The sequence below is a fragment of the Candidatus Edwardsbacteria bacterium RifOxyA12_full_54_48 genome, from assembly GCA_001777915.1.
Classification (GTDB): domain Bacteria; phylum Edwardsbacteria; class AC1; order AC1; family EtOH8; genus UBA2226.
The window spans coordinates 126717-151009 of the sequence record MFFN01000006.1; the positions used below are offsets into that span (position 1 = coordinate 126717).

The following is a 24293-nucleotide window of genomic DNA, read 5'->3' on the forward strand; positions in this document are numbered from 1 at the left end:
ACGTATTTAATGCCTATTTTTGTCTTCTTAGCTCAGTAAAATATCTTTCTATTTTTCTCTTGTCCCTCTCTATGGCCCTTATCAGCGCCTCAACGGTGCCGTATTTCTTCCCCGGCCTGATATATTTATGGAAAAATATCTCGGCCTTCTTCCCGGAGAGGTCATATTTCCCGCCGAAGGCGTTGAACTCGATGGTCCTGGCGCTCCGGCCGACGGTAAGCCGGCTGCCGATATAGAGCATTCCCTGGTATTCCCTGCGCCCGATCCTGGCCCCGGCGGCATAGACCCCGTCCCGCGGCAGAAGCTTCTGGGGATCCGACAATCTGATGTTGGCGGTGGGAAAGCCCAGTTTACGGCCCAGCCCCAGTCCCTTTACCACCATGCCCCTGACGAAATAGACCCGGCCCAGCATCTTGTTGGCCTGCTCTATTTTTCCGGAAGATATCAGGCTCCGGATGCAAGAACTGCTGACCTTGCTTCCGTTGGTCTTAAGCGATGAAAGCACCGATACCTTGAAGCCCATCTTGGCGCCCAGTTCCCGCAGGGTGTTGATGTTGCCCTTCCGTCCGGCCCCGAAGCCGCAGTCATTCCCGCAGATGACCTCCGATACCGCCAGCTTTTTTACCATCACCGAGCGGATGAATTCCTCCGGAGACAGCGTCGCCACCCGTGGCGAAAATTTTATGACCGCCATCACGCCGACGCCCAGCGATTCCAGGATCTCCTGTTTCTCGGACAGGGCCGTCAAAAGGCAGGGGGTCCTATCCTGGGACAAGACCTGCCGGGGATGGGGATCGAAGGTGATCACCACGCTGTCGTGGCCAATCTTTTTTGCCCTGGCCACCAGCTTTTTGATGATGGCCCGGTGCCCCAGGTGCAGGCCGTCGAAGGAACCCAGGGCGGCCACGGCCCCGGGATGACTGACGCCAAAATTATTGAGTCTTGTTATTACCAGCATTATAATGAATACTGACTTTATAAATTTACTGCCAAATGCTGTTTTCCGTTGTCAACCTTGACTTTACGATCATGGAGGTTCTTCAAGGCTGACTACTTGCAGCCAAAGAACTAAGCCCGGTTCGGAACCCCGCCTTCAGCGGTGCTGTTTGGCTCAGAGGGACGCCCGGAATTTACTGTGTGCTTTGCTTACCGGATCGGCATGTTCAGTAAATTCAGTCCCTCGGTTAGCATTGCATCCGGTCAGCGCTGGGCGGACGGTTCTCTTTGCCACTTTCTCTTCAAAGAGAAAGTGGATGGCAGAATAGTTATACAGTTCCCCATGAACGATCATTTTTGGCATTTATGCCGGCCGGATTCCATATTACATCACGATCTCGGGGTGCAATTGATGGTCGTCTTTGAACTGCCCCAACGCCACCAACTGCCCGTCATATTTGATCCGATAGTGGATGTCCCTTTCCCCTTTTTCATCGACCATGATAGTATTCCCATGTTTGATCCTTTGATAGCTGTCGGGATCTATGATCACCTCGGGCATGAAGTCCAGGGCCCGGTCCATGCTTACGCCGTCCTGCTCCGTGATGCCCTCCAACTCCAGGGACTGCTCCAGGCGGAATTCGCCCACCGCGGTGCGGGTCAGGGCCGCCAGGGTCCCGTAGCTGCCTATGCGTTGACCGATATCTCTGGCCAGCGAACGGACATAGGTGCCTTTGGAACAGCGGACCTTGATGGTTATCTCATCGCCAGCAAAGCCGATAAGATCGATCGCATCCACCCTCACCTGCCGTTCCGGGATCTCCACCGCCACCCCTTTCCGGGCTTTTTTATAGGCCGGCTGGCCGTCGATCTTGATGGCCGAGAAGGCTGGCGGGATCTGCTTTATATCGCCTACAAACTTCGAGAGGACCGATGCGACGGATTCACGATCCAACCCAGGAACTTCGCATTGTCTGATAATCTGCCCCTCCAGGTCGCAGGTATCGGTCTCGATGCCCAGCTTGATAGCTGCCAGGTATTCCTTGGGCCGGCCCATCAGGAACTGGGAGAGCCGGGTGGCCCTGCCGGTAACCACCAGCAGCACCCCGACGGCCATGGGGTCCAGGGTCCCGGCATGCCCGGCCTTCTTGATATTCAAAAGCCGCCGGACCCTTGATACTACGGCAAAGGAGGTCATTCCCGGCGGTTTGTTTATATTGAGGATGGCATCCATATATCGGAGGTCAGCGGACAAAGAATTCACGGGCGGCCTGGATCACTCCGTCCCGGTCCAGCCGGTAGATCTCCAGAAGCTTGTTTCTGGGGCCGGCCTCGATGAACTCATCCGGCAGGCTCAGGATTTTTATCTGGCAGGAAACGCCCCTGGCCTCGGCCAATTCCATCACCGCCGAACCGAAACCGCCGTCCCGCACGTTCTCTTCCAAGGTGAGGATCCTTTTATGGCGCTTTAGAAGCTCGATTATAGTTTCCTGATCCAGCGGTTTGACGAACCTGGCGTTGACCACCTCCAGCTCCAGCCCCTCCTTGGCAAGTTCATCGGCCGCCTGCCGGGCGACAGTGGACATGATGCCGATCCCCAGCAGAGCCCCGTCTTTGCCCGGCCGGGTGATCTTGGCCTTGCCCAAAGCGATCAAATCGGGATTTTTAAGGCTTACCCCGAAACCAGGGCCTCGGGGATAGCGTATGGCCGCCGGCCCTCCGATCTGCAGGGCGGTTCTCAGCATGGAGGCCAGCTCCCATTCGTCCTGGGGGGCCATCACCGTCAGGTTGGGAATGCAGCGCAGGAACGACAGATCGAACGGCCCGTGATGGGTGGGGCCGTCCTCGCCCACCAGGCCGGCCCGGTCTATGGCCATGATCACCGGAAGCTTCTGCAGAGCTATGTCGTGGATGATCTGGTCGTAGCCCCTCTGCAGGAAAGTGGAATAGATGGCCACCACCGGTTTGAATCCCTGGGACGCCAGCCCGGCAGCAAAGGTCAGGGCGTGCTGTTCGGCGATGCCGACATCAAAGAAGCGGTCGGGGAAAACCCTCCGAAAATAGTCCAGCCCGGTCCCCTCCGGCATGGCCGCGGTAATACCCACTATCCGGGGGTCGGTCTTGGCCAGCTCCACCAGAGATTTGCCGAATACCTCGGTATAGGAGCAGATGTTCTTACAGGACAACGGGTCGCCGGTCTCCGGATCGAAAGCGCCCACTCCATGAAATTTTTCGGCATTTTCCTCGGCCGGCTCGTAACCCTTGCCCTTGACCGTCAGCACATGCAGAAAGGTCGGACCCGGCTGGTCCTTGATCCTCCGCAGAACATCCACCAAGGCCGCGATATCGTGCCCGTCTATCGGGCCCTCGTAATGGTATCCCAGTTCTTCAAAGGTCAGCCCCGGCACGATCAGGTTCTTGAAACCCTGGCGCAGACGCCGGAAGGCCACCCTCGACGGGCCCCCGATGTTGGCAGGCAGCCGCCCCAAAAAATCCCACAGGTTCTTTTCAAAATTGGTATAGGCCGGAGTGGTGGTGATCTTGGTCAGATACTGCCCCAGGGCCCCCACCCGCTTGGAGATGGCCATCCGGTTGTCGTTGAGAATGACCAGCATGTTCTTCTTGAGCTGCCCGGCATGGTTCAGCCCCTCGAAGGCCAAGCCTCCGGTCAGAGAACCATCCCCGATGACGGCCACCGTCCGGAAATTTTCACCGTTCAGGTCCCGGGCGCAGGCCATCCCCAGTGCCGCGGAGATGGAGGTCGAGGCGTGGCCGGTGTCGAAATTATCGTAGGGGCTCTCGGCCCTTTTGGGGAAACCGCTCAAACCCTTATAGGTCCGAACGGTATCGAATTGTTCCCGGCGTCCGGTCAGTATCTTGTGGGCGTAAGCCTGGTGGCCCACGTCCCACACCAATTTATCCTGGGGAGTATCCAGCACGTAATGCAAAGCGATGGTCAATTCCACCGTGCCCAGGCTGGGAGCCAGATGTCCCCCGTTGCGGGATACCACCCTGATGATCCTCTCCCTAACCTCCCGGGCCAGGATGTCCAGCTGGTCCAGTTTCAGCTCTTTAAGATCGGCCGGAGTATTTATTTTTTCTAAGTACATAATGTCCAATTAAAATACATAATGAAACAGCAGGCCCCAGATAAGGCCCAGGAAGCCGCCGGCAATAACCTCCACCGGAGTATGTCCCAGCAGCTCCCGAAGCTTCTCGCCCCCGGCCCTCTTTCTAAGGGTCCGGCTCTCCAGCAGGCGGTTGAGCAGGATGGCCTGCTTCCCCACCGCCCGGCGGACCCCGGCGGCATCGTACATCACCACGAAGCTGATGTAAGCGGTCAGGGCGAACAGCAGGCTGTCGAACCCGGCGGCCAGGCCGATCATGGTGGCCATGGTCATCGATGAGGCGGCATGGGAGCTAGGCATGCCCCCGGGCTCCAGGGTGCGCCGCCAGTTGAGGTGCCCCTCCCAGATGATGGAAGCGAAGGCTTTTAGCACCTGGGTGGAGATCCCGCTGGCCACCACCGCCCACAGGATCTGGTTCTTAAAAACGTCCCAAAACAGCATATTAACAAGTAATTGGTATAAAGGTTTATTCGAAAGAAAATCTGTAGTTTTTCTAATCTTACTTTCTTGTGACCGAGAAAGTAAGCAAAGAAGTCTTTACCGCCCAGCTCCGCGGATAGTAAGGCCTGCGCCCCGGCACTCATTGAACCAGAACAAGCAGAATGTAAATAACGCAATGACTGCTTCATCGGGGCTGAAGGTTATCCGCTACACTGAAGGCTGACCCCACCCACACTCCCTCCCCGCAGCGGGGAGGGAAGCCGCCAGGCAGGGAGAGGTTGGGTCGCTTCAGCACTGCTGCCTGGTAAAAGCTGACGTTAAGAATGTTTTGCCTGCTGGTACATTACTCCGTGGTCAAGACATTCAGGCAGCTGATTATTATAACTTCAGAGCAGCGCTGAGCGAAAGTTCTTCCGCCACCGCAGGCAAATCCATATAGGCTGATCTGCCTGTGGCACGAGCGGATCCGCCTTTGGCGTGACTTTGGAGCTTTCTCTTCCCTGCCCGCCGCGATATGCTGTCCGTGTTGGCAGGCGGGAAAGAGAAAGCGGAATAAGAAATATATTAAGACCAGAAAACGGGCTTTTTATTTACTTACAAATACTTACTCATGGTTCAAGGTTTTAAAACTCCCGGTTGATCATGTAATCCGCCCACAGCATCAACAGTTTCTTATATTCGCTGTCGGGCAGGGCCTCCAGGGCGGCCACCGCCTTGCGGACGTATTTCTGGGCCATCTCTGCGGTGTAGGCGATGCTGCCCAGCTCCTGGAACAGCTTGGTCACCTGTTTGACCTGAGTGAGAGCGGCCTTGGGATTGTTTAAGGTCTTCAGGATCAGGCTTCTTTCCTTGCGATTGGCCTCGCCCAGAGCATGATAGACGATCACCGTCCGCTTGCCTTCCCTGATGTCCGAACCCACCGGCTTGCCCAGTTTTTTCTCGTCGGCCAGGATGCCCAGAATGTCGTCCTGCAGCTGGAAGGCGATCCCGCAATTGGAGGTGAACAGCGACAGGGCCTCCACATAGGGATGGCGGCTGTTGGGCTGGTCTATCCCGATCATGGCCCCCGCCTTGCCGGCGAACTGGTAAAGGGCCCCGGTCTTCTTCCACAGCATGGACAGGATCTTTTCCTCGCTTAAAGCTTCTATCGGCATCTTGGAATACTGCAGGTCCAGGGCCTCGCCCTCGATCAGGTTGCACTGGACGTCCACCTCCAGGTCCAGGATCAGCTGCAGCACCAGGATGGGGCTGATGCCCTTTTCCCTGGCCAGCTCGGTCAGCAGGGAGATGGTCCAGCCCTGCTGCAGATCCCCGGCCAGGATGGCCATGGCCTGGCCGTAGTGCGCCGCCTCCTCGCCCTTCAGGCCCAGCTTCTTGATGGCCCGGTCCTTCAGTTCCTCGTGGACGGTGGCCACCCCGCGCCGGGTGCCGTCGCGGTCGATGATATCGTCATGCACCAGGGTCCAGGTATGGTAGACCTCCACCGCCGCCGCCGCCGGGACGGCCTTGTCCTCGTCGCCGCCTACCGCCCCGCAGGCCAGCAGCAGCACCGCCGGCCGGAGCGACTTGCCGCCGGCCTTGAGGTATTTATGCACCCCGCAGTAGATGTCTTCGGGCTGGAATTTTTCCGGCCGGTCCTTCAACTGGAGGTACTGATAGACCTTTTCCTTGCGGCACTTGACCTCCTCCATCAACCGGGCCAGGCCGCTTAAGGGTTTGAGCTTGGCCGGCATTTCTTTTTTGACCGGGGCCTGTTTCCTGACCGCAGTGGTTTTCTTGGCGGTTTTTTTCTTGGCCGCTGTAATTTTCTTGACGGGCTTTTTCTTGATTGCAGCTGTTTTCTTGACGGTCTTTTTCTGAGCCATTTAATTCTCCTCCATATGGTGCTCTTCAACCTTCAGCCTGCCCTGGATGTCCCTGGTTATTTTTTTTATTTTATTTTGGGTTTCTTCCAAAGTGGCCTGGCATCTGGCCATCAGTTCCATGCCCTCCTGGTAGAGCGTCAGGGCCTGGTCCAGCTCGATCTCCCCGGATTCCATCTGGTCAACTATCTGCTCGATACGGGCCAGGGCCTTTTCGAATTTGAAATCGGCATCTGTTTTTGCTTTTTTCATGGTATGGTTTCCTCGACTGTCATTTGAGCTTTGCCGGCATGGAACTCGGCGGTTATCAATTTGCCCTTATCCAGGGTTTTTGAAGATACTACCACCCGCCCGTTCTGATCGCGGCAGATGCTGTATCCCCTCTTGAGGGTATTTTTGGGGTCCAGGGCTTTTAACGCCAGGGCCTGGCCCTGCAGTCTGTTGTCATATGAACTGACCCGGTCGGTGATCTTGTTATTGAGGGCTGTCCCGGCCCAGTCCAGCTGCTGGGATTTCTGGGACAGCATGTCCTGCAGTCGGTTCAGGCCGTAGCTGCGCTGGATCGATGTCAGCCGGGATCCGGCCTCATCCAGCAGGTCGTTCATGGAGGAAGATATCCGGCGGGCCGAATCGACCAGATCGGACCTTACCTCACGGATATCGGGCAACGCCAGCTCGGCCGCCGCCGACGGGGTGGGCGCCCGGAGGTCGGCCACCAGGTCGGAGATGGTGAAGTCCACCTCGTGACCCACCGCCGAGATCACCGGGATACGGGAATTGAAGATGGCCCGGGCCAATATCTCCTCGTTGAAGGCCCACAGGTCCTCGGCTGAGCCGCCTCCCCGGCCCACTATCAAAAGATCGATCTTGCCGTATTGGTTGAGGTCTTCCACCGCCCGGGCGATCTTTTCGGCCGCCCCTACTCCCTGCACCGGCACCGGACACAGGATCAGCTCTATTCCCGGCCACCGGCGACGGGCCACCTTGACCATGTCCCGGAGGGCCGCCCCGGTGGGCGAGGTGACGATCCCGATGGTTCTGGGATAGGCCGGCAGTTCCTGCTTGAATTCCGCATCGAACAGCCCCTCCTCGGCCAGCTTTTTTTTCAGACGCTCGAAGGCCTGGGCCAGCTCGCCGTATCCCGCCACCTGCAGCTGCTGGACACTGAGCTGATACTGCCCGGCTCGGTCGAAGACCGTGACGTCCCCCTGGACCACCACCTGCATGCCGTCCTGGGGCATCAGCATCAGGTCTTTGGCGTAGCTGCGGAACATCACGCAACGCACCTGGCTGCCGGCGTCCTTCAGCGAGAAGTACAGATGCCCGGAACTGTGGACCGTCAGGTTGGATATCTCGCCCTGCACCCACAGCCGGGGGAAGCTGTTCTCCAGCACCCGCTTGATCTCGCCGGTCAGTTGTGTAACGGAAAGTATTATTCTTTTATCGTCAGGCATGGAGTTTAATTGAACACGGATTAGACGGATTTATACGGATTCACGCAGATCATTTCTTGGAGGGTAACAACACTATTTCCTGATCTGTCATCCTGAGGACACACCCAAACGTGGCTGGGCGTTGGATGACAGCTTCACCCATTCAACTTGCAAAGCATGCTGCCAATCTCAGGGTGACAGACTGCCTCGTCATTCTGATTTATGCTAACAATTTAGTTTCACAAAGAATCTATCAAAACATTCGAAAACTGCCAAATCCTTCGATACTCAGGCAAACCGTTATTCTCATGATGACGAAAGTGACGGCAAAGGCTTGCCCCCACGATGCGATGCAAACCTTGTCATCCTGAGGACACACCCAAACGCGGCTGGGCGTGGGATGACGGCTTCACCCATTCAACCTGCGAGGCAAGGTGCATTTCTCAGGGTGACAGTTCCTACCCGGTGAGGTCAGTTCTGCAATCTCGCCGCTATCACGCAGTTCTTCAACAGCATGGCCACGGTCATCAGGCCCACCCCGCCGGGGACCGGCGAGATGTAGGCCGCCACCTGGGAGGCCGATTCAAAATCCACGTCGCCCACCAGGCCGTAGCCCGATCTCTTGGAGGCGTCCGGGATGCGGTTGGTGCCCACATCTATCACCGTACAGTTGCTGTTTAGCATATCGCCGGTGATCAGGCCCGGCACTCCGGCCGCGGCGATGACGATATCGGCCTGCTTGGTGTAATAGGACAGCCCCTTGGTGCCGGTATGGCAGACGGTGACCGTGGCGTTGCCGCGTTCCGATTTTTGGGCCAGCATGTTGGCCAGCGGCCGGCCCACGATGTTGGAGCGTCCCACTATCACCACGTACTGCCCGGATATCTTGATATTGTAGCGCACCAGCAGTTCTATCACCCCGGCCGGGGTGGCCGGCAAAAAGCGCGGCCGGCCCAGCATCAGCAATCCGACGTTCTCCGGATGGAAACAGTCCACGTCCTTTAGCGGATGGATGGACTCGAAGGCCCTCTCCTCGGACAGCCCCTTGGGCACCGGGGATTGCACCAAAATACCGTGGACGTTCTTGTCGTTGTTGAGTTTCTCCACCTGGGCCAGCAGTTGCTCCTGGGTGGTATTCTCCGGCATTTCTATGACGGTGGACTTGATACCGGCCTCTTCGCAGGCCTTGTGCTTGTTGCGGACATACACCTGCGACCCGGGATCGGAACCGACGATGATCACCGCCAAACGCGGCACTGTCCCCTGTCCCCTGAGAACTGTTACCTCGTCAGCTACTTCCTGCCGTATCTCGGCAGATATTATTTTACCGTCTATGATTTGGACCATATTTATTACATCCCCGTTTCATGGTCATTTATGACCATTGATGATATCCAGCGATAGGTTTCAACCTATCGCAAACTATCGCAAACATACCACCAATGTATCATATTCACCCTAATCACAGCGATACCATAAATGATATCGCTGGTTATCATCAAGGTTCTTCCGAACCTTCACAATCTTCGAATTCCTTTAGTAACTCGCCCTTTTTATGGTGCTCTTTCTGCCCGCTGATATAAATTTTGATCCTTGGCACAGCATGTTTGCTCACGGATAAAACGCCATAACCGTTTTGCCAATATAATTGTTTTTTGCCTTGGAAATGTTTATTTACATCGTACGATGAACTGCCTTTTAACGCATGGGCTACATCGGATATCAATTGTGCCGGACGCAAGGATAACAATATATGGACATGATCCTCCGTGCCGTTTATCGCCAATAAATGATAACCTTCTTGTTTGCATTTTTGCCCGATGCATGCGAATAAATAACGCTCTATCTCTTCGTCAATATACGGTTTGTCATCCTTGGTGTGCCAAACAAAATGATAAAACAATTCGTAATGAACCTTCGGCATATTATAATACCGCCACAATCTTTTAACACAAACCCGTTTTCAGGCCGCCCCAGCGGCCTTGTTGACTTGCCAGCGATAGGTTTCAACCTATCGCAAAATAAATGACAATATAAGAAATGAATTTTATCCCCCATTACAGCGATACCATGAATGATATCGCTGGTTTTCACCAAGGCTTGCCCAGGCAAGCCTGCCCGTTTTCAGGCCGCCCCAGCGGCCTTGTTGATTTTCCAGCGATAGGTTTCAACCTATCGCAAAATAAATGACAATATAAGAAATGAATTTTATCCCCCATCACAGCGATACCATAAATGATATCGCTGGTTAGCATCAAGGTTCTTCCGAACCTCCATTTCAGGCCGCACCAGCGGCCTTGTTGACTTTCCAGCGGTAGGTTTCAACCTATCGCTTTATCCATCGCTGCCTACACCCCTGCCGGATCTCGGCAGATATTATTTTACCGTCGATGATTTGTGACATCGTTTTATTACAGGTTTCTTGTATTTTTTTCGTTTTTCAAGTACTACAGTTTGTGATGTTGCTTGGCTATGGTTTTTGTAAGTAGACCAACTTGGATAGTATTTTTCTGTTTGATTGCCAAAAACATCCCAGCCCTCACGTTTACCCCGGGCAAACAATTCCAGATATGGACCAGAGCTGCATTTTTCAATTATTTTATACAATTCATCAGGTTTTCTAGAATGCTCTTGTTTTTGTGTTCTAATTATATTTACTTGAGATCTGCCGGGGCCTAGTGTTCTAACTTTACCTCTTATACCAAACAAAACTACCTCGGTTGTATTTCTGAAATAAAAGCCAACCCCTCTTCCGTCTGGGCCGCCATCTTTTCTTACTTTATGCCATATCATATTTGTTTTATATTCAAAACCCCAAGCCTTCATAACCTCTAAACCTTCAGGCAAAAGAGCATTGGGTACCCATAAATATAAATGGCTTTTTTCAGCCGCTACAATAGGAATGGGCATTTCTTTAATCTGATCTAACGATAAGGTATCATATCTGTTTAATCTTTTATGCTCTGGGGCAACCTTACCTGATCTATTATTAAAGCGCCATGGCGGATCGGCAAGAATAGTGCCGTATTTTTTACTTTTAAAATTATTAACAAATATTTCAGCAATAGTCGGTTCCATTTTCAACAACTCTCTTTATATAATTTTTCAGTTATACCTAAAACTAAAATGGGACACCCGGCCCCACCGCCGCCTTGTATTCTAGGTATCAACTTCGACATATGAGTCGTTGAAGCACCATAGGAACTGCCACGACCCAACTTGTCAAATATTTCTTGAAGTTGATCACATCTTGTAATTATTACCCCAACACTAATTGCTCTCAAATCAAACAATAAACGAAAATTGTTTAAGTCTCTATCAAAAAATGGATCTTTGTTATTCCATTCAATTTCTAAAGCAACACGATTTTTATAACAATCTACTTTATGGGTTGGCGAGTCTGATGTGCGTTCATCTACTTTAACTGATGTTTTGAATTCTTTTTCTACCCAACCCTTTTCGGACAAATATCCATCAATTGCGCTGGCTACTTTCGATTTTCCGCCACCACCTACTGTAATCCAACTTTTACAAAGCTTAAATTGTTTTAGAAGTTCAACAATATCTGTCCATTCATTTGGAAAATCATTTTTTAAAATTGCACAAGCATGCTTCCATTCGTGCACTTCATAGTTGTCTCTTATTTCTTTCGGAAGTAACGTTATTCCCATAATGCCTCTTAAGAATTTTATTGTTTTTAAGATTCTTGAATTCTGGAAATGCTTTGTGCACGTCCTATTTTCTCATCTACCTCTACCACCACCCCGTTGAACCTCACATCCCCCTCGGCCACCTCGAACTTGGTGGGCAGTTGGGTCAAAAACTTCTCGATGATCGGCTCCTTCTCCATGCCTATCACGCTGTCGAACCCGCCGGTCATCCCGGCGTCGGTGATATAGGCCGTGCCCTGGGGCAGCACCCGCTGGTCGGCGGTCATCACGTGGGTGTGGGTACCTATCACGGCGGAAACCCGGCCATCTAAGTACCAGCCCAAAGCGATCTTCTCGGAGGTGGCCTCGGCGTGCATGTCCACGATGATGATGTCGGTCTCTTTCTTCAGCCCGGCGATCACCTGGTCGGCAATTCTGAACGGGCAATCCACCGCCGGCATGAACACCCGGCCCAGCAGGTTGAAGACCCCGACCTTGCGGCCCTGCTTGTCCTCATAGACCCCGAAGCTGGTGCCCGGCACCTCCGGCGGATAATTGGCCGGCCTCAGTAGGCGCGGCTCTTTCTTCAGCCGGGGCAGAATGTCCTTCTTGTCCCATAGATGATTGCCGGAAGTGACCACGTCTATGCCCAGGGCAAAAAGGTTGTCCAGCACCGCCGGGGTCAGGCCGAAGCCGGCCGCGGCGTTCTCCCCGTTGGCTATCACAAAATCTATTTGATGTTCTTCGACCAGCCCAGGCAGAAGCTTCTCCACCGCCATGCGGCCCGGCCGCCCGATGATATCCCCGATAAAAAGAATTTTCATTTTCCCACTAATATTCCATCAAAATGTCACCCTGAGAAATCTTCCTTGCCTGTCAAGTTGAACGGGTGACCTATACTCATCCTTCAACCTGTGTTGCCCGGAAGTACCCATTCAAAGGTTAAAAGAATGCCTGTTTCAGGACAAGCTCTCAGGATGATGCTAAAAAGCGGTCCCCGAATAACTAATAACTATTAACTGATAACTAATTTACTTGGCGTATCCTATCCCCCGCGTTTCGCGGATGACCGTCACCTTGATCTGCCCGGGATACTGCAGCGAGGACTCCACCTTGTGGGCGATCTCGTTGGCCATCTCGGTGGTCCGGCTGTCGCTGACCTCCTCCGGGGTGACGATGATCCGGACCTCGCGCCCGGCCTGGATGGCGTAAGCCTTGCTGACCCCGCTGAACGAATAGGCCACCTCCTCCAGCTTCTCCAAACGCTTGACGTAGGCCTCCAGCGATTCCCGGCGGGCGCCCGGCCTGGCCCCGGAGATGGCGTCGGCCGCCGCGATCAGCACCGAGATGGGCGAGATGAACTCGATATCCTCATGGTGGGCGCCGACGGCGTTGATCACTATGGCCGACTCTCCGTAGCGCTTGGCGATGTCCATGCCGATCTGGCTGTGGGTGCCCTCGATGTTGTGGTCCACCGCCTTGCCGATGTCATGCAGCAGCCCGGCTCGCTTGGCCAGGGCCGAATCCAGCTCCAGCTCACCGGCCATCATGCTGGCCAGAAAAGCCACTTCCTTGGAGTGCTGCAGGACGTTCTGGCCGTAGCTGGTGCGGTATTTGAGCCGTCCCAGCAGCAGCAGCAGTTCGGGATGCAGTCCCGGCACCCCCACCTCCAGGGCCAGTGATTCCCCGGCCTCCTTGATGCTGCGGTCCACATCCTTCTGGGCCTTTTCGATGACCTCCTCGATGCGGGCCGGCTGGATCCGCCCGTCGGACACCAGCTTCTCCATGGCCATCCGGGCCACCTCCCGGCGCACCGGGTCGAAGGCCGAGATCACGATGGCCTCCGGGGTGTCGTCGATCAGCACCTCCACCCCGGTGGCGGCCTCGAAAGCCCGGATATTGCGGCCCTCCCGGCCGATGATCCGGCCCTTCATCTCGTCGCTGGCCAGCGGCACCACCGACACGGTGGTCTCGGCGGTGTGCTCCCCGGCGTAGCGCTGGACCGCCATGGAGATGATCTGGCGGGCCTCCTTCTCGGCGTTCTCCTTGGCCTCGTCGCGGATGACCTTCATCATCTGGGCGGACTCGTGGCGCACCTGGGTCTCCAGGTTCTGCATCAGTATCTTTTTGGCCTCCTCCTGGGTCAGGCCGGCGATCTGCTCCAGTTTGGTGTTCTGTTCGTCGATCAGGGTGGTCAGGCGCTCGTCCTTGGCCCGGATCACCCGCTCCTTGGCCACCAGCTCCCGCTCCCGGACCTCGACGTCCTTCTCCTTGCGGTTGATGATGTCCACCTTGTGGTCGATCTGCTTTTCCTTCTCGGTTATCCGGTGCTCGTAATCCTTGAGCTCCTGGCGCCGGCTCTGGGTCTCCTTTTCAAAATTGGTCTTCAGCCGGTACGATTCCTCCTTGGCCTGCACCGCCGCCGCCTTCTTGTAGGTGGCCGCCTCGCGCTGGGCCTCGGCGATCACCTTCTCGGCCAGCTTCTCGGCCCCGGCCAGTTTGGCCTCGGAGATCTTCTGATGTATCAAATATCCCAAAAAGGACCCCAGTCCGGTGCCGGCCACGGCAATAATTATCCAGATCACTGTCATCATCTGTCTTTCCCTTCCTGTTTATATGTAAAAAGTGTCGCGTTAAAAATGTTTTTCGTTAACCGTACCTGTCACACTGAGAAATTTTCCCGCCCGGCAGGTTGAAGTGCGACAGATAAAATAGTCATCCTTCAATCAGGGTTGCCTCGAAGTGCCCCTTCAAAGGTTAAAAAAATGCCTGTTTCAGGGCAAGCTCTCAGAATGACCTCAGCCGAGTTGACTTTATAAACCAATAAAAATTCCCCGCCTGTGTCGGGCAAACGGCATCTTTGAACCCATTCAAAAGGTGGTACCTCCTCAACCGTTTCAGGCTTCCCCTTGCGGGGCATGCACACCGCGATCGAAGGTTAGGTCCATTAAGAATAGGCGTTGGCTCAAAAAATATCCGCTGGCTTCGAGCACTGCAGGGAAAATGAATGAACTCCGTATAGGCCAAATATACTACCGTTGGACCGGATTTGCAAGCCCTTTTTGAAAAATATTTTCCGGCCCCAAACTTTTTATTCGCCGATCTGCTCCAGCCGGTGGCTGAGCTTCTCCATGGCCTTCTCGCGCTCCTGTCTTTCCCGGAACAGCTCGTCGGCGATGTTGATGGCGGTAAGAATGGCGATCTTGGAAACGGCCCCGGTCACCGATAGCTGGGACAGCTGGCGCATCTTCTCGTCCACGTAGGCGGCCACCCGCTTTACGTATTCGGCGTCCGCCTGCCCTTTGATCCGGTATTCGTTCCCGAAGATCTCAACTTTTATGCCCGGTTTGGATTCGGCCATAGCACTCTATGATTATGGTTTAAAATTTCCCTGCAGTTCGATATACTATTGCTGGAGCTTCTCCAGCTTGCCTATTATGTTTTCCAGCTTGCTCTTAAGCTCTTCCTGCGATCCCTTAAGCTGCCGGTTCTCATCCTGCAGGGACGCCAGGTCCCCGCCCTTATCCTCCATAGACTTGATCTTTTTATTCAGGGTCTCCAGCTGTCCCTTTAGCCGGGCGTTCTCGCCCTCCAGTTGATCCCTGTCCTTCTTTAACTGGGTGATGGTCCCCACCGCCTTGTCGATCCTTTCCTCCAGTGCGTCTAAGCTCATAGATGACCCTCCGAGTTTATATATATAAAATGGCAGGAGCCAGATCAGGACTGTTACCTGATATGGGCCTGCAGTTCCCCCTTCAACCCCTCCACCACCTTTTGATGGATGCCGGAGACCTCGGCGTCGGTCAGGGTCCGGTCGGCCGCCCGGTAGACCAGGGAGAAGGCCATGCTCTTGCGGCCCGGCTCGATCTGCTTTCCCTGGTACAGGTCGAATAATGACACCGACTCCAGTTCGCCGCCGGCCAGCTGTCCGATCAGTTCGATCACCCGCCGGCATTCCGTTTCCACCGGCAGCTCCAGGGCCAGGTCACGCTTTATTGACGGGTATTTCGGCAACTCCCGGTATCTGTTCTGTTTCGCTCCGGACAGCTCCATCAGAAGTGCCAGATCGATCTCCAGATAATATATCCGTTCCTTAAGCCCCATCTTGGCCGAGGTCGCCGGATCCAGCTCGCCGCAGCAGCCCAGTATCTTCTTATCGACCCTGACCACGGCCGAACGGCCGGGATGCAGGGCCGGGATCTTTTCTGCGGCAAATTCGGCCTCGGCCAGGCCCAGGGAATCCAGCAGGAACTGCAAAGCGCCCTTGATGTCGAAGAAATCGGCCGCCTCGGGTTTGGCGTCCCATGCTTGGCCGGATGCCTGGCCGCACAACAGGGCTCCCAGATGAAGGCCTTCGTCCGGAGACGGCTTTTGGGGCCGGAATATTTTACCCATCTCGAAAAGCCTGACGCCGGCGCGGCCGTTGTTCAGGTTCTGTCCGGCGGCCTCCAAAAGCCCCGGCAGCAAAATCGTCCTGAGGGCTGATTGGTCCGAGGAGATGGGATTGACCAGCTCCACCGCCGGTTGGGACGGGAAGGCCGGCGACAGGTCCAAAGTCTCCAGTTTGCCCGGGTCTGTCAGGGTCAGGCCGTAATGCTCGGAGAACCCTTGGCCGGTCATGGCTTTTGAGACCCCGGCCAGGAAGATGTCCTTGGGGCGCTTGACGGCCGGCACCGCCCAGGGTTCGATCCGCTCCCCGGGCAGGTTGTCGTAGCCGTAGATCCGGCCCACCTCTTCTATCAGGTCCACCTCCCGCTCGATATCGCTGCGGAAACTGGGCACTTGAACTTCTATGATGTCTCCAGCCTTTTGAGCTTTTATTTCCAGGGCATTGAGTATTTCGATCATCCGGTCGGCCGGGATATCCACTCCCAAAAGACTGCTGGCCTTCTCGGGACGCAACGACAGCTGGCGGTATTCGGGAAATTCCGCTTTGGCCACATCCAGCACCCCGGTCGCTACCTGGCCTCCGGCCAGTTCGGCTATCAGTTTGGCGGCCCTATCGGCCGCTTTTTTAAGGATCAGCGGATCGGCCCCCCGCTCGAAGCGGTATGAGGCCTCGGTCTGGAGGCCCAACAGCCGGCTGCCCCGGCGTATCAGGTTGGGATCGAAATAGGCGCTCTCCAAAAGGACGTTTTTGGTGTGGTCCGATATCTCCGATTCCAGCCCGCCCATGATGCCGGCCAGGGCCACCGGCCGCTTGGCATCGGCGATCACCAGGTTTTCAGCCGATAATTTGCGCTCCACTCCGTCCAGGGTGGTGAAATTCTCATTGGGCCTGGCCCGCCTTACTATGATGGTGTGGTCGGCCAGTTTATCATGATCAAACGCATGAAGCGGATGGCCCAATTCATACATCACCAGATTGGTCGCATCCGCCACGTTATTGATAGGGCGCAGCCCTATGCTCTCGATCTTGGCTTTAAGCCAGCCGGGGGATTCGGCTACTTTGACCCCGGTGATCACCCGGGCCAGATACCGGGGGCAGCCCGCCCCGTCCTCGATGGTCAATTTGGCCAGCTGGTCGACCGGCTGGCCTTTCTCGGCCACCGTGCAGTCGGGCGGGGTGATATTCCCGCCGGCCAGGGCCCTGATGTCCCGGGCAATGCCCAGCAGGGACAGGCAGTCCGGCCGGTTGGGGGTGATCTCCAGATCCAGCAGGTGGTCGCCGCCGGACAAAGGCTCGACCGCCTCCACCTCGATGCCGGAGAAGGTCAGCTTGTCGGACAGCTCCTTGACCGTCCAGTCGAAATCTATGAATTCCTTGAGCCAGTTATAGGTTATCTTCATTATTAGAACGCTGATTAACGCAGATTTTTCTGATCATTAAAATTCCATACCTATCCGTTTTGATCCGTGTGAATCCGTGTCCACTTTTTAATCATTGCCGCATTAAAATTGCTCCAGAAACCTCAGGTCCCCCTGGTAGAACAGCCGGATGTCGTTGATGCCGTACCGCAGCATGGCCACCCGCTCCAGCCCCAGCCCCCAGGCGAATCCCTGGTAAACCTCCGGATCGTAACCCACATTCTTGAAGACGTTGGGGTCCACCATCCCGGCCCCGGAGATCTCCAGCCAGCCGGACTGTTTGCAGACCCGGCATCCCTGGCCTCCGCAGAACAGGCAGGAGAAATCGTACTCCACGCTGGGCTCGGTGAAGGGGAAGAAATGGGGCCGGAACCTTATCTTGACCTTCTCCCCCAGCAACTGCCGGGCAAAATAATTGAGGATGCCCTTCAGGTCGGCCAGGCTGGCCTTCCTGTCCACGTACAGCCCCTCGCATTGGTGGAACACCGGCATATGCGAAGCATCGATGGCATCCCGCCGGTAGCACCGGCCTGGGGCGATGATCCTGACCGGCGGCGGCTGGGACCTCATGGTCCTTATCTGCACCGGGGAGGTATGGGTCCTCATCAGCAGGCTCTGGTCATCATTGAGGTAGAAGGTATCCTGCATGTCCCGCGAGGGGTGGTTCTGCGGCGTGTTCAGGGCGTCGAAATTATTCCGGGACGATTCCGCGTCCGGGCCCTCGGCCACCGAGAAGCCCATCCCGTGGAAGATGTCCGAGATCTCCTCCAGCAGCTGGGACAGGGGGTGCCGGTGCCCGGCAAAAGGCCGCCGCCCCGGCAGGGTGACGTCCACCGCCTCCTGGCTGTGCCGGAACTCAAGTTCGGTGGTGGACAGCCCGGCCTTCCTGGCATCCAGCAATTCACCGATCCGCACCTTGAGCTGGTTGGTGACGGCCCCGAATGAAGGCCTCTCCTCCGGCGGCAGGGAGGAAACCGACTTTAAAAGCTCGGTCAGCTCCCCCTTGCGCCCCAGATACAGGACCCTCAGGGCCTCCAGCTCGGCCAGGGACCGGCAGCCGGAGATCCTCTCCTCGGCTTCGGCTCCTATTGTTGCCAGTTTATCTTTCATGGGAGTAAATGATTCGGCTCATTACCCTCAGGCGGGGCCGATCTCCGGCGTTCCTTTTGCAACCGGGACTGCCTTGGCGGCAGATTCCTTCCTGGCCGCTTCCACGATCCTGGTAAAGGCCAATGGGTCGTGCACCGCCAGCTCGGCCAGCATCTTGCGATCGATGGCAATGTTGTTCTTCTTGAGCCCGTTGATGAAGGCATTGTAGGAAATGCCGTTCATCCGGCAGGCGGCGTTCACCCGGACGATCCACAGGCTGCGGAACTCACGTTTCTTGTTGTGGCGGTCGCGATAGGCGAACTGCCCGGCCCGCATCACCGCTTCCTTGGCGATGCGGTACAAATTCTTTCGGCCACCCCAAAAGCCTTTGGCTTTTTTGAAGATCTTTTTCTTTCTCTGCCGGGTGGCGACTGCGGTAGTAACTCTGGACATACTGCCTAAATATCCTTTCTATAAGATCAGGTCGTCAGACCATGATGGGTTTACAGGTTGGGTAACAGCCTCTTGATGCGTTTAAGATTGGCCGAGTCCACCAGGGTGTCCTGGCGCAGCACACGTTTTCTCTTGCGGCTCTTGACGGTCAGCTTGTGGCTCTTGCAGGCCCGGGAGCGCTTGATCTTCCCGGTGCCGGTGCCTTTCAGGCGCTTGGCGGCCGCCTTGTTGGTCTTGATCTTGGGCATAACACCTCCTGAGGTTTTATGATGTTTGTTTTATATTGTTTCCGTAAAACACCCTGCGGCCGGGACATGAACAGCCCCGGCAGTATCCGTTGGATGCTCCCGCGATGTTTCAGCCGTAGTTCTAAACTTGTTTGGGGGACACCACCAGATTGATGGTCCGGCCCTCCATCTTGGGCGCATGTTCCACATTGGCCAGCGGGGCGATGTCCTCTATGAAGCGGTCGATCAGCTTCTGGCCCAGGTCCACGTGGGCCATCTCCCGCCCCCGGAAGCGCATTGAGACCTTGACCTTGTCCCTTTTGGTCAGGAATTCCTTGGCTTGGTTCAGCTTCACCTGGTAATCGTGAGCGCCCATCTGCGGTCCCAGGCGGATCTCCTTGACCTTGGTCTGGTGCTGTTTCTTGCGCGATTCCTTAAGTTTCTTCTCCTCGGCGTAGATGAACTTTCCGTAGTCCATTATCTTGCACACCGGGGGTTTGGCATCGGGGGCTATCTCCACCAGGTCCAGCCCCTGCTCTTCGGCCATTCTTAAGGCTTCGCGGGATTCCAGTATCCCCAACTGGTTGCCCTCCGCTCCGATCACCCTGATCTCGGGGATTCTGATCCTTTCGTTGATTCGGTGTTCTTTCAGAATAAGGTTACCCTCCAAAGTGTTTAGGTTGCTGATATTACTCTCACAAAGATACTATGATTTTGTCACCCTGAGAGGATGATAATGCTTGCCAAGTCGAATGGGTGACTCATGCCATCCTACAATCAGTGCAACCTCGAAGTGTACTCAGGATGACAAATTTACGGCAACAAAAAAGGCCGGCGGCAAATAATACATGCCACCCGCCATAACAGTCAGAGACTCCGACTGACTGACCTCGGCTGGCCGCTAATAATCTTGGCCGCCGGGTGAGAAGCTGCTGCCGGAGACCGGCGCGGATGGCTTCTGCTTTTCATTTATGATTTTGGTGCTGAAAAATATGATATTTTTACAACTGGGATATTATAACAAAAAATGCCTTGAAATGCAAGAGGTTAAATAACTATTATCTTTGGCCATATTTTGTCATTTTAAAGTCTAATTGACACACAAATAAAAAGCTGTTATACTTGTCGATTGCCAATACTTTTAACAGGTTGTCATTCCGGGCTTGACCCGGAATCCAGCGTTTTATTGGATTCCCGATTCCTCGGAAATGACAAGATAGCCAAAATGAGTTTGTGAGGTAATCTGACTGGCTGTATTAGATTAAGTCTTTGTATTTATCAATGATTTTGATATTAGAAATTTGATAAGCTTATGCGCGACAAACTGATAATAAAAGGCGCCCGCGAGCACAACTTAAAGGACATCAGCCTGGAGATACCCCGCGACAAGCTGGTGGTGATCACCGGCCTGTCCGGCTCCGGCAAATCCTCCCTGGCCTTCGACACCATCTACGCCGAGGGCCAGCGCCGCTATGTGGAATCCCTCTCGGCCTATGCCCGCCAGTTCCTGGGGCTGATGGAGAAACCCGACGTGGACTTTATAGACGGCCTTTCACCGGCCATCGCCATCGAACAACGCGCGGCCAGCAAAAACCCCCGTTCCACCGTGGGCACGGTCACCGAGATCCACGATTATCTGAGATTATTGTTCGCCCGGATCGGCCAGCCCCACTGCCCCCACTGCGGCCGCCCCATCACCTCCCAGACCGTCCAGCAGATCACCGATGATATACTGACCCGACCCGAAGGGACCAGGGTCCAATTGCTGGCCCCTATGGTACGGGGGCGCAAGGGGGAATACAAGGATATCTTCGACAAGATGCGCCGCGAGGGATTCGTTCGGGTCCGGGTGGACGGCAAACTGCATGAGATCGAAGCGGTCCCGGCCCTGGATAAGAATAAAAAGCACCAGATCGAAGCGGTGGTGGACCGGCTGACAATAGGGCCCAAGTCACAGAAGCGGCTGGCCGATTCCCTGGAGATCGCCCTGAAACTGGCCGACGGCCTGGTCACGGTTATTTTTGACGATTCCCAAGAGCAGATATACAGCGAAAAACTGTCCTGCCCCGACTGCAAATTCTCCTTCGCCGAGATGACCCCCCGAATGTTCTCCTTCAACAGCCCCTTCGGAGCCTGCCCGGCCTGCTCCGGGCTGGGCACCAAGATGGAGATCGACCCCGAAGCCCTGGTGCCCAATCCCGACCTGACCATCAACGAGGGGGCGGTGATGGCTTGGGGCGATCCCATGGGGCATTGGATAGGCACTCAGCTGGAGGCCCTATCCAAGACCTATAAATTCTCCCTGGACCTGCCGTGGAAGGAACTGCCGCCAAAGGCCCGCCAGACGGTGCTGTACGGGACCGAGAAGGAGATCCAGGTGCGCTACGAGTCGGAGAACAACCAGAACATCTACCAGTTCTCCAAGAGATTCGAGGGGGCCATCCCCAACCTGATGCGCCGTTACAAGGAGACCGAATCCGACTACATCCGCTACGAGATCGAGAAATACATGTCCATCCTGCCCTGTCCCGCCTGCAACGGCGCCCGGCTGAAGCCGGAGACCCTGGCGGTAAAGGTGCTGGAACTTAACATCAACGATATCTCCCGGATGTCGGTAAAGCAGGCCAAAAAATTCTTCGGCAACGGGCTGGATCTGTCGGACAAGGACCGGACCATCAGCCGCCAGATACTGAAGGAGCTGAATGCCCGCCTGGGCTTTCTGGTGGACGTGGGCCTGGACTACCTGACCCTGGACCGTTCCTCGGAATCGCTGGCCGGGGGCGAGGCCCAGCGGATACATTTGGCCACCCAGATCGGGGCCTCGCTGACCGGGGTGCTCTACGTGCTGGACGAGCCCTCCATCGGACTGCACCAGCGGGACAACATCCGCCTTTTAAATACCCTGACCAAACTGCGGGACCTGGGCAACACCGTCCTGGTGGTGGAGCACGACAAGGAGACCATGCTGGCGGCCGATCACATCGTGGACCTGGGTCCCGGGGCCGGGACCGCCGGGGGCGAGATCGTCGCCCAGGGCACACCGGCCAGGATCATGCAGACCAAATCATCGCTGACCGGGCAGTACCTGGCCGGAAAGCGGCATATCCCCACCCCGGCCAGACGGCGCAAGGGAAATGGCTTGAGCCTGACCGTGCGCCATGCCTCGGAGAATAATTTAAAGGATATTGACGTGGAGTTCCCCCTGGCCAGGCTGATCTGCGTCACCGGGGTCTCCGGCTCCGGAAAAAGCACCCTGGTCAATGATATCCTCTACCGGGCCCTGGCCCAAAAATTCACCCGCTCCCGCACCCAGCCGGGGAGACACCGCAAGATCGAGGGCCTGCATAACCTGGACAAGGTCATCAACATCGACCAGTCGCCCATCGGACGCACCCCCCGCTCCAACCCGGCCACCTACACCGGGCTGTTCACCTACCTGCGGGAGCTGTTCGCCCTGACCCAGGAATCCAAACTGCGGGGCTACAAGGTGGGCCGCTTCTCCTTCAACGTCAAGGGCGGACGCTGCGAGGCCTGCGAGGGCGACGGGATCGTCAAGATCGAGATGCACTTCCTGCCGGATGTCTACGTGCCCTGTGAGGTCTGCAAGGGCAAGCGCTACAACCGGGAGACCTTGGAGGTGGCCTACAAGGGCAAGAATATCTCGGAGGTGCTGGAGATGACGGTGGACCAGGCCCTGGAGTTCTTCGAGGCCATCCCCAAGATCCACCGCAAGCTGAGGACCCTGGCCGATGTCGGATTGGGTTACATCCATCTGGGACAATCGGCCACCACCCTGTCGGGTGGCGAGGCCCAACGGGTCAAGCTGGCCGGGGAGCTCTCCAAGATAGCCACCGGCAAGACCCTGTACATCCTGGACGAGCCGACCACGGGATTGCATTTCGAAGACGTCAAGATGCTGCTGACCGTGCTGCAGAGGCTGGTGGACAAGGGCAACACCGTGATCGTCATCGAGCACAATCTGGACGTCATCAAATCGGCCGACTGGATCGTCGACCTGGGGCCGGAGGGCGGCGACCAGGGCGGCTCCATCGTGGTCCAGGGCACCCCGGAGAAGGTGGCCGCCCATGCCAGGTCCTATACCGGACAGTACCTGAAGAAAGAAATGTGATCTTTTTCCAAATGACCCGAACCAGCAAAATATTCAAGCATCGGACGATGCTGCCGGTATTTGTTTTTATCCTTCTGGCCGTCCCTTCCCTTGGCCGGGCCCAGGATACCGCCTATTATTTCTACCGTGGCCTGCCCTACGGCAGCCAGGCCAACTATGACCCCCTGAATGTGATCATCAACGGCGGATACGGCGTCCTGCAGATACCCAATTACACTGATCGGCAGGTTTTCGAATATCCTTACCGGTCGTGGTGGAAAAACCTTTGGGAACATATCGGGCACCCGGTCAATACCATCGACCGGTTCGGCTGGAAGCGTTTCCTTTCCACCGAGATCTTCCCCACCAGCCTGAACATCGAAAAACAGCAATTCTTCCCCAATTATTTTTTGCACACTCTGGGTGCCGGCATGCATTACCGGGCCACCATGGAGTGGTACCGGCATCGCCGCTTCCCGCACCCGGCCATAAGTTCGGCCTTGACCATGACCGCCTATCACCTGCTTTCGGAGATGGTGGAGAACCGCAGCAATACAGAGACCACGGTCGATGCCATCGCCGACCTGTATGTGTTCGATCCCCTGGGTATTGCCCTATTTTCAAATGAAAGCGTCTGCCGGTTTTTTTCCCAAAAACTGGAGCTGGCCGAATGGTCCAATCCGCCGGCCTATGATTTTCACAGCCGCAACCTGGAGAACATGGGACAGTTCTACGTGATGAAATACCCTCTGACCAGAGACAAACGCTGGAAGGCTTTTTCCCATTTCGGCCTCAATGCGGTGGCCGGCCTGTCCCGTAAGATCGACCGGGAAAGATCTCTCTCCCTGGGCCTGGGTTTCACGGTCAGGGAACTGACCCCGGCCCAGGAGGACCAGGCAGGAAGTGCGCTGACCGCCAGGCTGGCATTACGGGCCGGAGCATTTTATGACCTCAACAACTCGCTGATGTGCTCGGTGATACTTACCGGGATCCCGGAGAGCCGCTTCCGGATGAATGTCTACCCCGGCCTCCTTAAATATAAGGGGATCACTCCGGGCTTGTTCCTTTCGCAGGAAGCCAGCCGGGGCTGGGTGGCCGGGGTCAAATTGCAGTATCTGCCGCTGGGAGCCGCCTTCTGAGGCATTGAAGATAAAAGCC

General features: G+C 55.8%; 20 protein-coding genes and 1 other RNA gene. 2 read left to right on the forward strand and 19 right to left on the reverse strand.

Annotated elements, in window-relative coordinates; translation table 11 throughout:
- Positions 1–13: 13 nt before the first annotated feature.
- From A2273_00545 to A2273_00635, 19 genes are all read right to left on the reverse strand, one after another.
- Positions 14–958, reverse strand: coding sequence for a riboflavin biosynthesis protein RibF (locus A2273_00545; protein OGF06733.1), 945 nt, complete (start codon positions 956–958; stop codon positions 14–16).
- 363 nt (positions 959–1321) lie between these two features.
- Positions 1322–2170, reverse strand: coding sequence for a tRNA pseudouridine(55) synthase TruB (locus A2273_00550; protein ID OGF06734.1), 849 nt, complete (start codon positions 2168–2170; stop codon positions 1322–1324).
- A 10-nt stretch (positions 2171–2180) separates the two neighbouring features.
- The gene (locus tag A2273_00555) at positions 2181–4046 is read right to left on the reverse strand and encodes a 1-deoxy-D-xylulose-5-phosphate synthase (protein OGF06735.1); all 1866 of its coding nucleotides are present in this window, start codon (positions 4044–4046) and stop codon (positions 2181–2183) included.
- Between the two features lie 9 nt (positions 4047–4055).
- Positions 4056–4505 (reverse strand): hypothetical protein, encoded by a 450-nt coding sequence (locus tag A2273_00560; protein ID OGF06736.1) that lies wholly within the window; start codon positions 4503–4505, stop codon positions 4056–4058.
- Positions 4506–5128: 623 nt separating this feature from the next.
- On the reverse strand, positions 5129–6370 hold the full coding sequence (locus A2273_00565; GenBank protein OGF06737.1) for a hypothetical protein: 1242 nt from the start codon (positions 6368–6370) through the stop codon (positions 5129–5131).
- Complete coding sequence (locus tag A2273_00570) at positions 6371–6619, reverse strand: exodeoxyribonuclease VII small subunit (GenBank protein OGF06738.1); 249 nt, start codon at positions 6617–6619, stop codon at positions 6371–6373.
- A complete protein-coding gene (locus tag A2273_00575; GenBank protein OGF06739.1) occupies positions 6616–7821 on the reverse strand; it encodes an exodeoxyribonuclease VII large subunit in 1206 nt (401 codons plus the stop codon). The genes A2273_00570 and A2273_00575 overlap by 4 nt, the downstream gene beginning before the upstream one ends.
- 450 nt (positions 7822–8271) lie before the next feature.
- A complete protein-coding gene (locus tag A2273_00580) occupies positions 8272–9147 on the reverse strand; it encodes a bifunctional 5,10-methylene-tetrahydrofolate dehydrogenase/5,10-methylene-tetrahydrofolate cyclohydrolase (GenBank protein ID OGF06740.1) in 876 nt (291 codons plus the stop codon).
- 151 nt (positions 9148–9298) lie between these two features.
- Positions 9299–9724: a hypothetical protein gene (locus A2273_00585; GenBank protein ID OGF06741.1), complete on the reverse strand. Its 426-nt coding sequence runs from the start codon at positions 9722–9724 to the stop codon at positions 9299–9301.
- 1773 nt (positions 9725–11497) lie between these two features.
- On the reverse strand, positions 11498–12274 hold the full coding sequence (locus A2273_00590) for a metallophosphoesterase (GenBank protein ID OGF06742.1): 777 nt from the start codon (positions 12272–12274) through the stop codon (positions 11498–11500).
- Positions 12275–12481: 207 nt separating this feature from the next.
- Positions 12482–14044: a ribonuclease Y gene (locus A2273_00595; GenBank protein ID OGF06743.1), complete on the reverse strand. Its 1563-nt coding sequence runs from the start codon at positions 14042–14044 to the stop codon at positions 12482–12484.
- 233 nt (positions 14045–14277) lie between these two features.
- Positions 14278–14454, reverse strand: a non-coding RNA gene (ssrS, locus tag A2273_00600) — 6S RNA.
- Between the two features lie 87 nt (positions 14455–14541).
- Positions 14542–14811: a hypothetical protein gene (locus A2273_00605; protein ID OGF06744.1), complete on the reverse strand. Its 270-nt coding sequence runs from the start codon at positions 14809–14811 to the stop codon at positions 14542–14544.
- Between the two features lie 45 nt (positions 14812–14856).
- Entirely contained in the window at positions 14857–15123 is a 267-nt protein-coding gene (locus A2273_00610) for a hypothetical protein (protein ID OGF06745.1), read from the reverse strand.
- A gap of 53 nt (positions 15124–15176) precedes the next feature.
- Complete coding sequence (locus A2273_00615; GenBank protein OGF06746.1) at positions 15177–17240, reverse strand: phenylalanine--tRNA ligase subunit beta; 2064 nt, start codon at positions 17238–17240, stop codon at positions 15177–15179.
- A 102-nt stretch (positions 17241–17342) separates the two neighbouring features.
- Positions 17343–18368, reverse strand: a complete 1026-nt coding sequence (locus A2273_00620; GenBank protein OGF06747.1) for a phenylalanine--tRNA ligase subunit alpha — start codon at positions 18366–18368, stop codon at positions 17343–17345.
- A 27-nt stretch (positions 18369–18395) separates the two neighbouring features.
- Positions 18396–18800 carry a 50S ribosomal protein L20 gene (locus tag A2273_00625; protein OGF06748.1) on the reverse strand — a complete coding sequence of 135 codons (405 nt, stop codon included), beginning with the start codon at positions 18798–18800 and terminating at the stop codon, positions 18396–18398.
- A gap of 50 nt (positions 18801–18850) precedes the next feature.
- Positions 18851–19048: a 50S ribosomal protein L35 gene (locus A2273_00630; GenBank protein OGF06749.1), complete on the reverse strand. Its 198-nt coding sequence runs from the start codon at positions 19046–19048 to the stop codon at positions 18851–18853.
- Between the two features lie 121 nt (positions 19049–19169).
- Positions 19170–19682 carry a translation initiation factor IF-3 gene (locus A2273_00635; GenBank protein OGF06952.1) on the reverse strand — a complete coding sequence of 171 codons (513 nt, stop codon included), beginning with the start codon at positions 19680–19682 and terminating at the stop codon, positions 19170–19172.
- A gap of 657 nt (positions 19683–20339) precedes the next feature.
- Between A2273_00635 and A2273_00640 the strand changes: the two genes are divergently transcribed.
- Positions 20340–23156, forward strand: a complete 2817-nt coding sequence (locus A2273_00640; GenBank protein ID OGF06750.1) for an excinuclease ABC subunit A — start codon at positions 20340–20342, stop codon at positions 23154–23156.
- Positions 23153–24274: a hypothetical protein gene (locus A2273_00645; protein OGF06751.1), complete on the forward strand. Its 1122-nt coding sequence runs from the start codon at positions 23153–23155 to the stop codon at positions 24272–24274. Before A2273_00640 ends, A2273_00645 begins: the two co-directional genes overlap by 4 nt.
- The last annotated feature ends 19 nt before the right edge of the window (positions 24275–24293 follow it).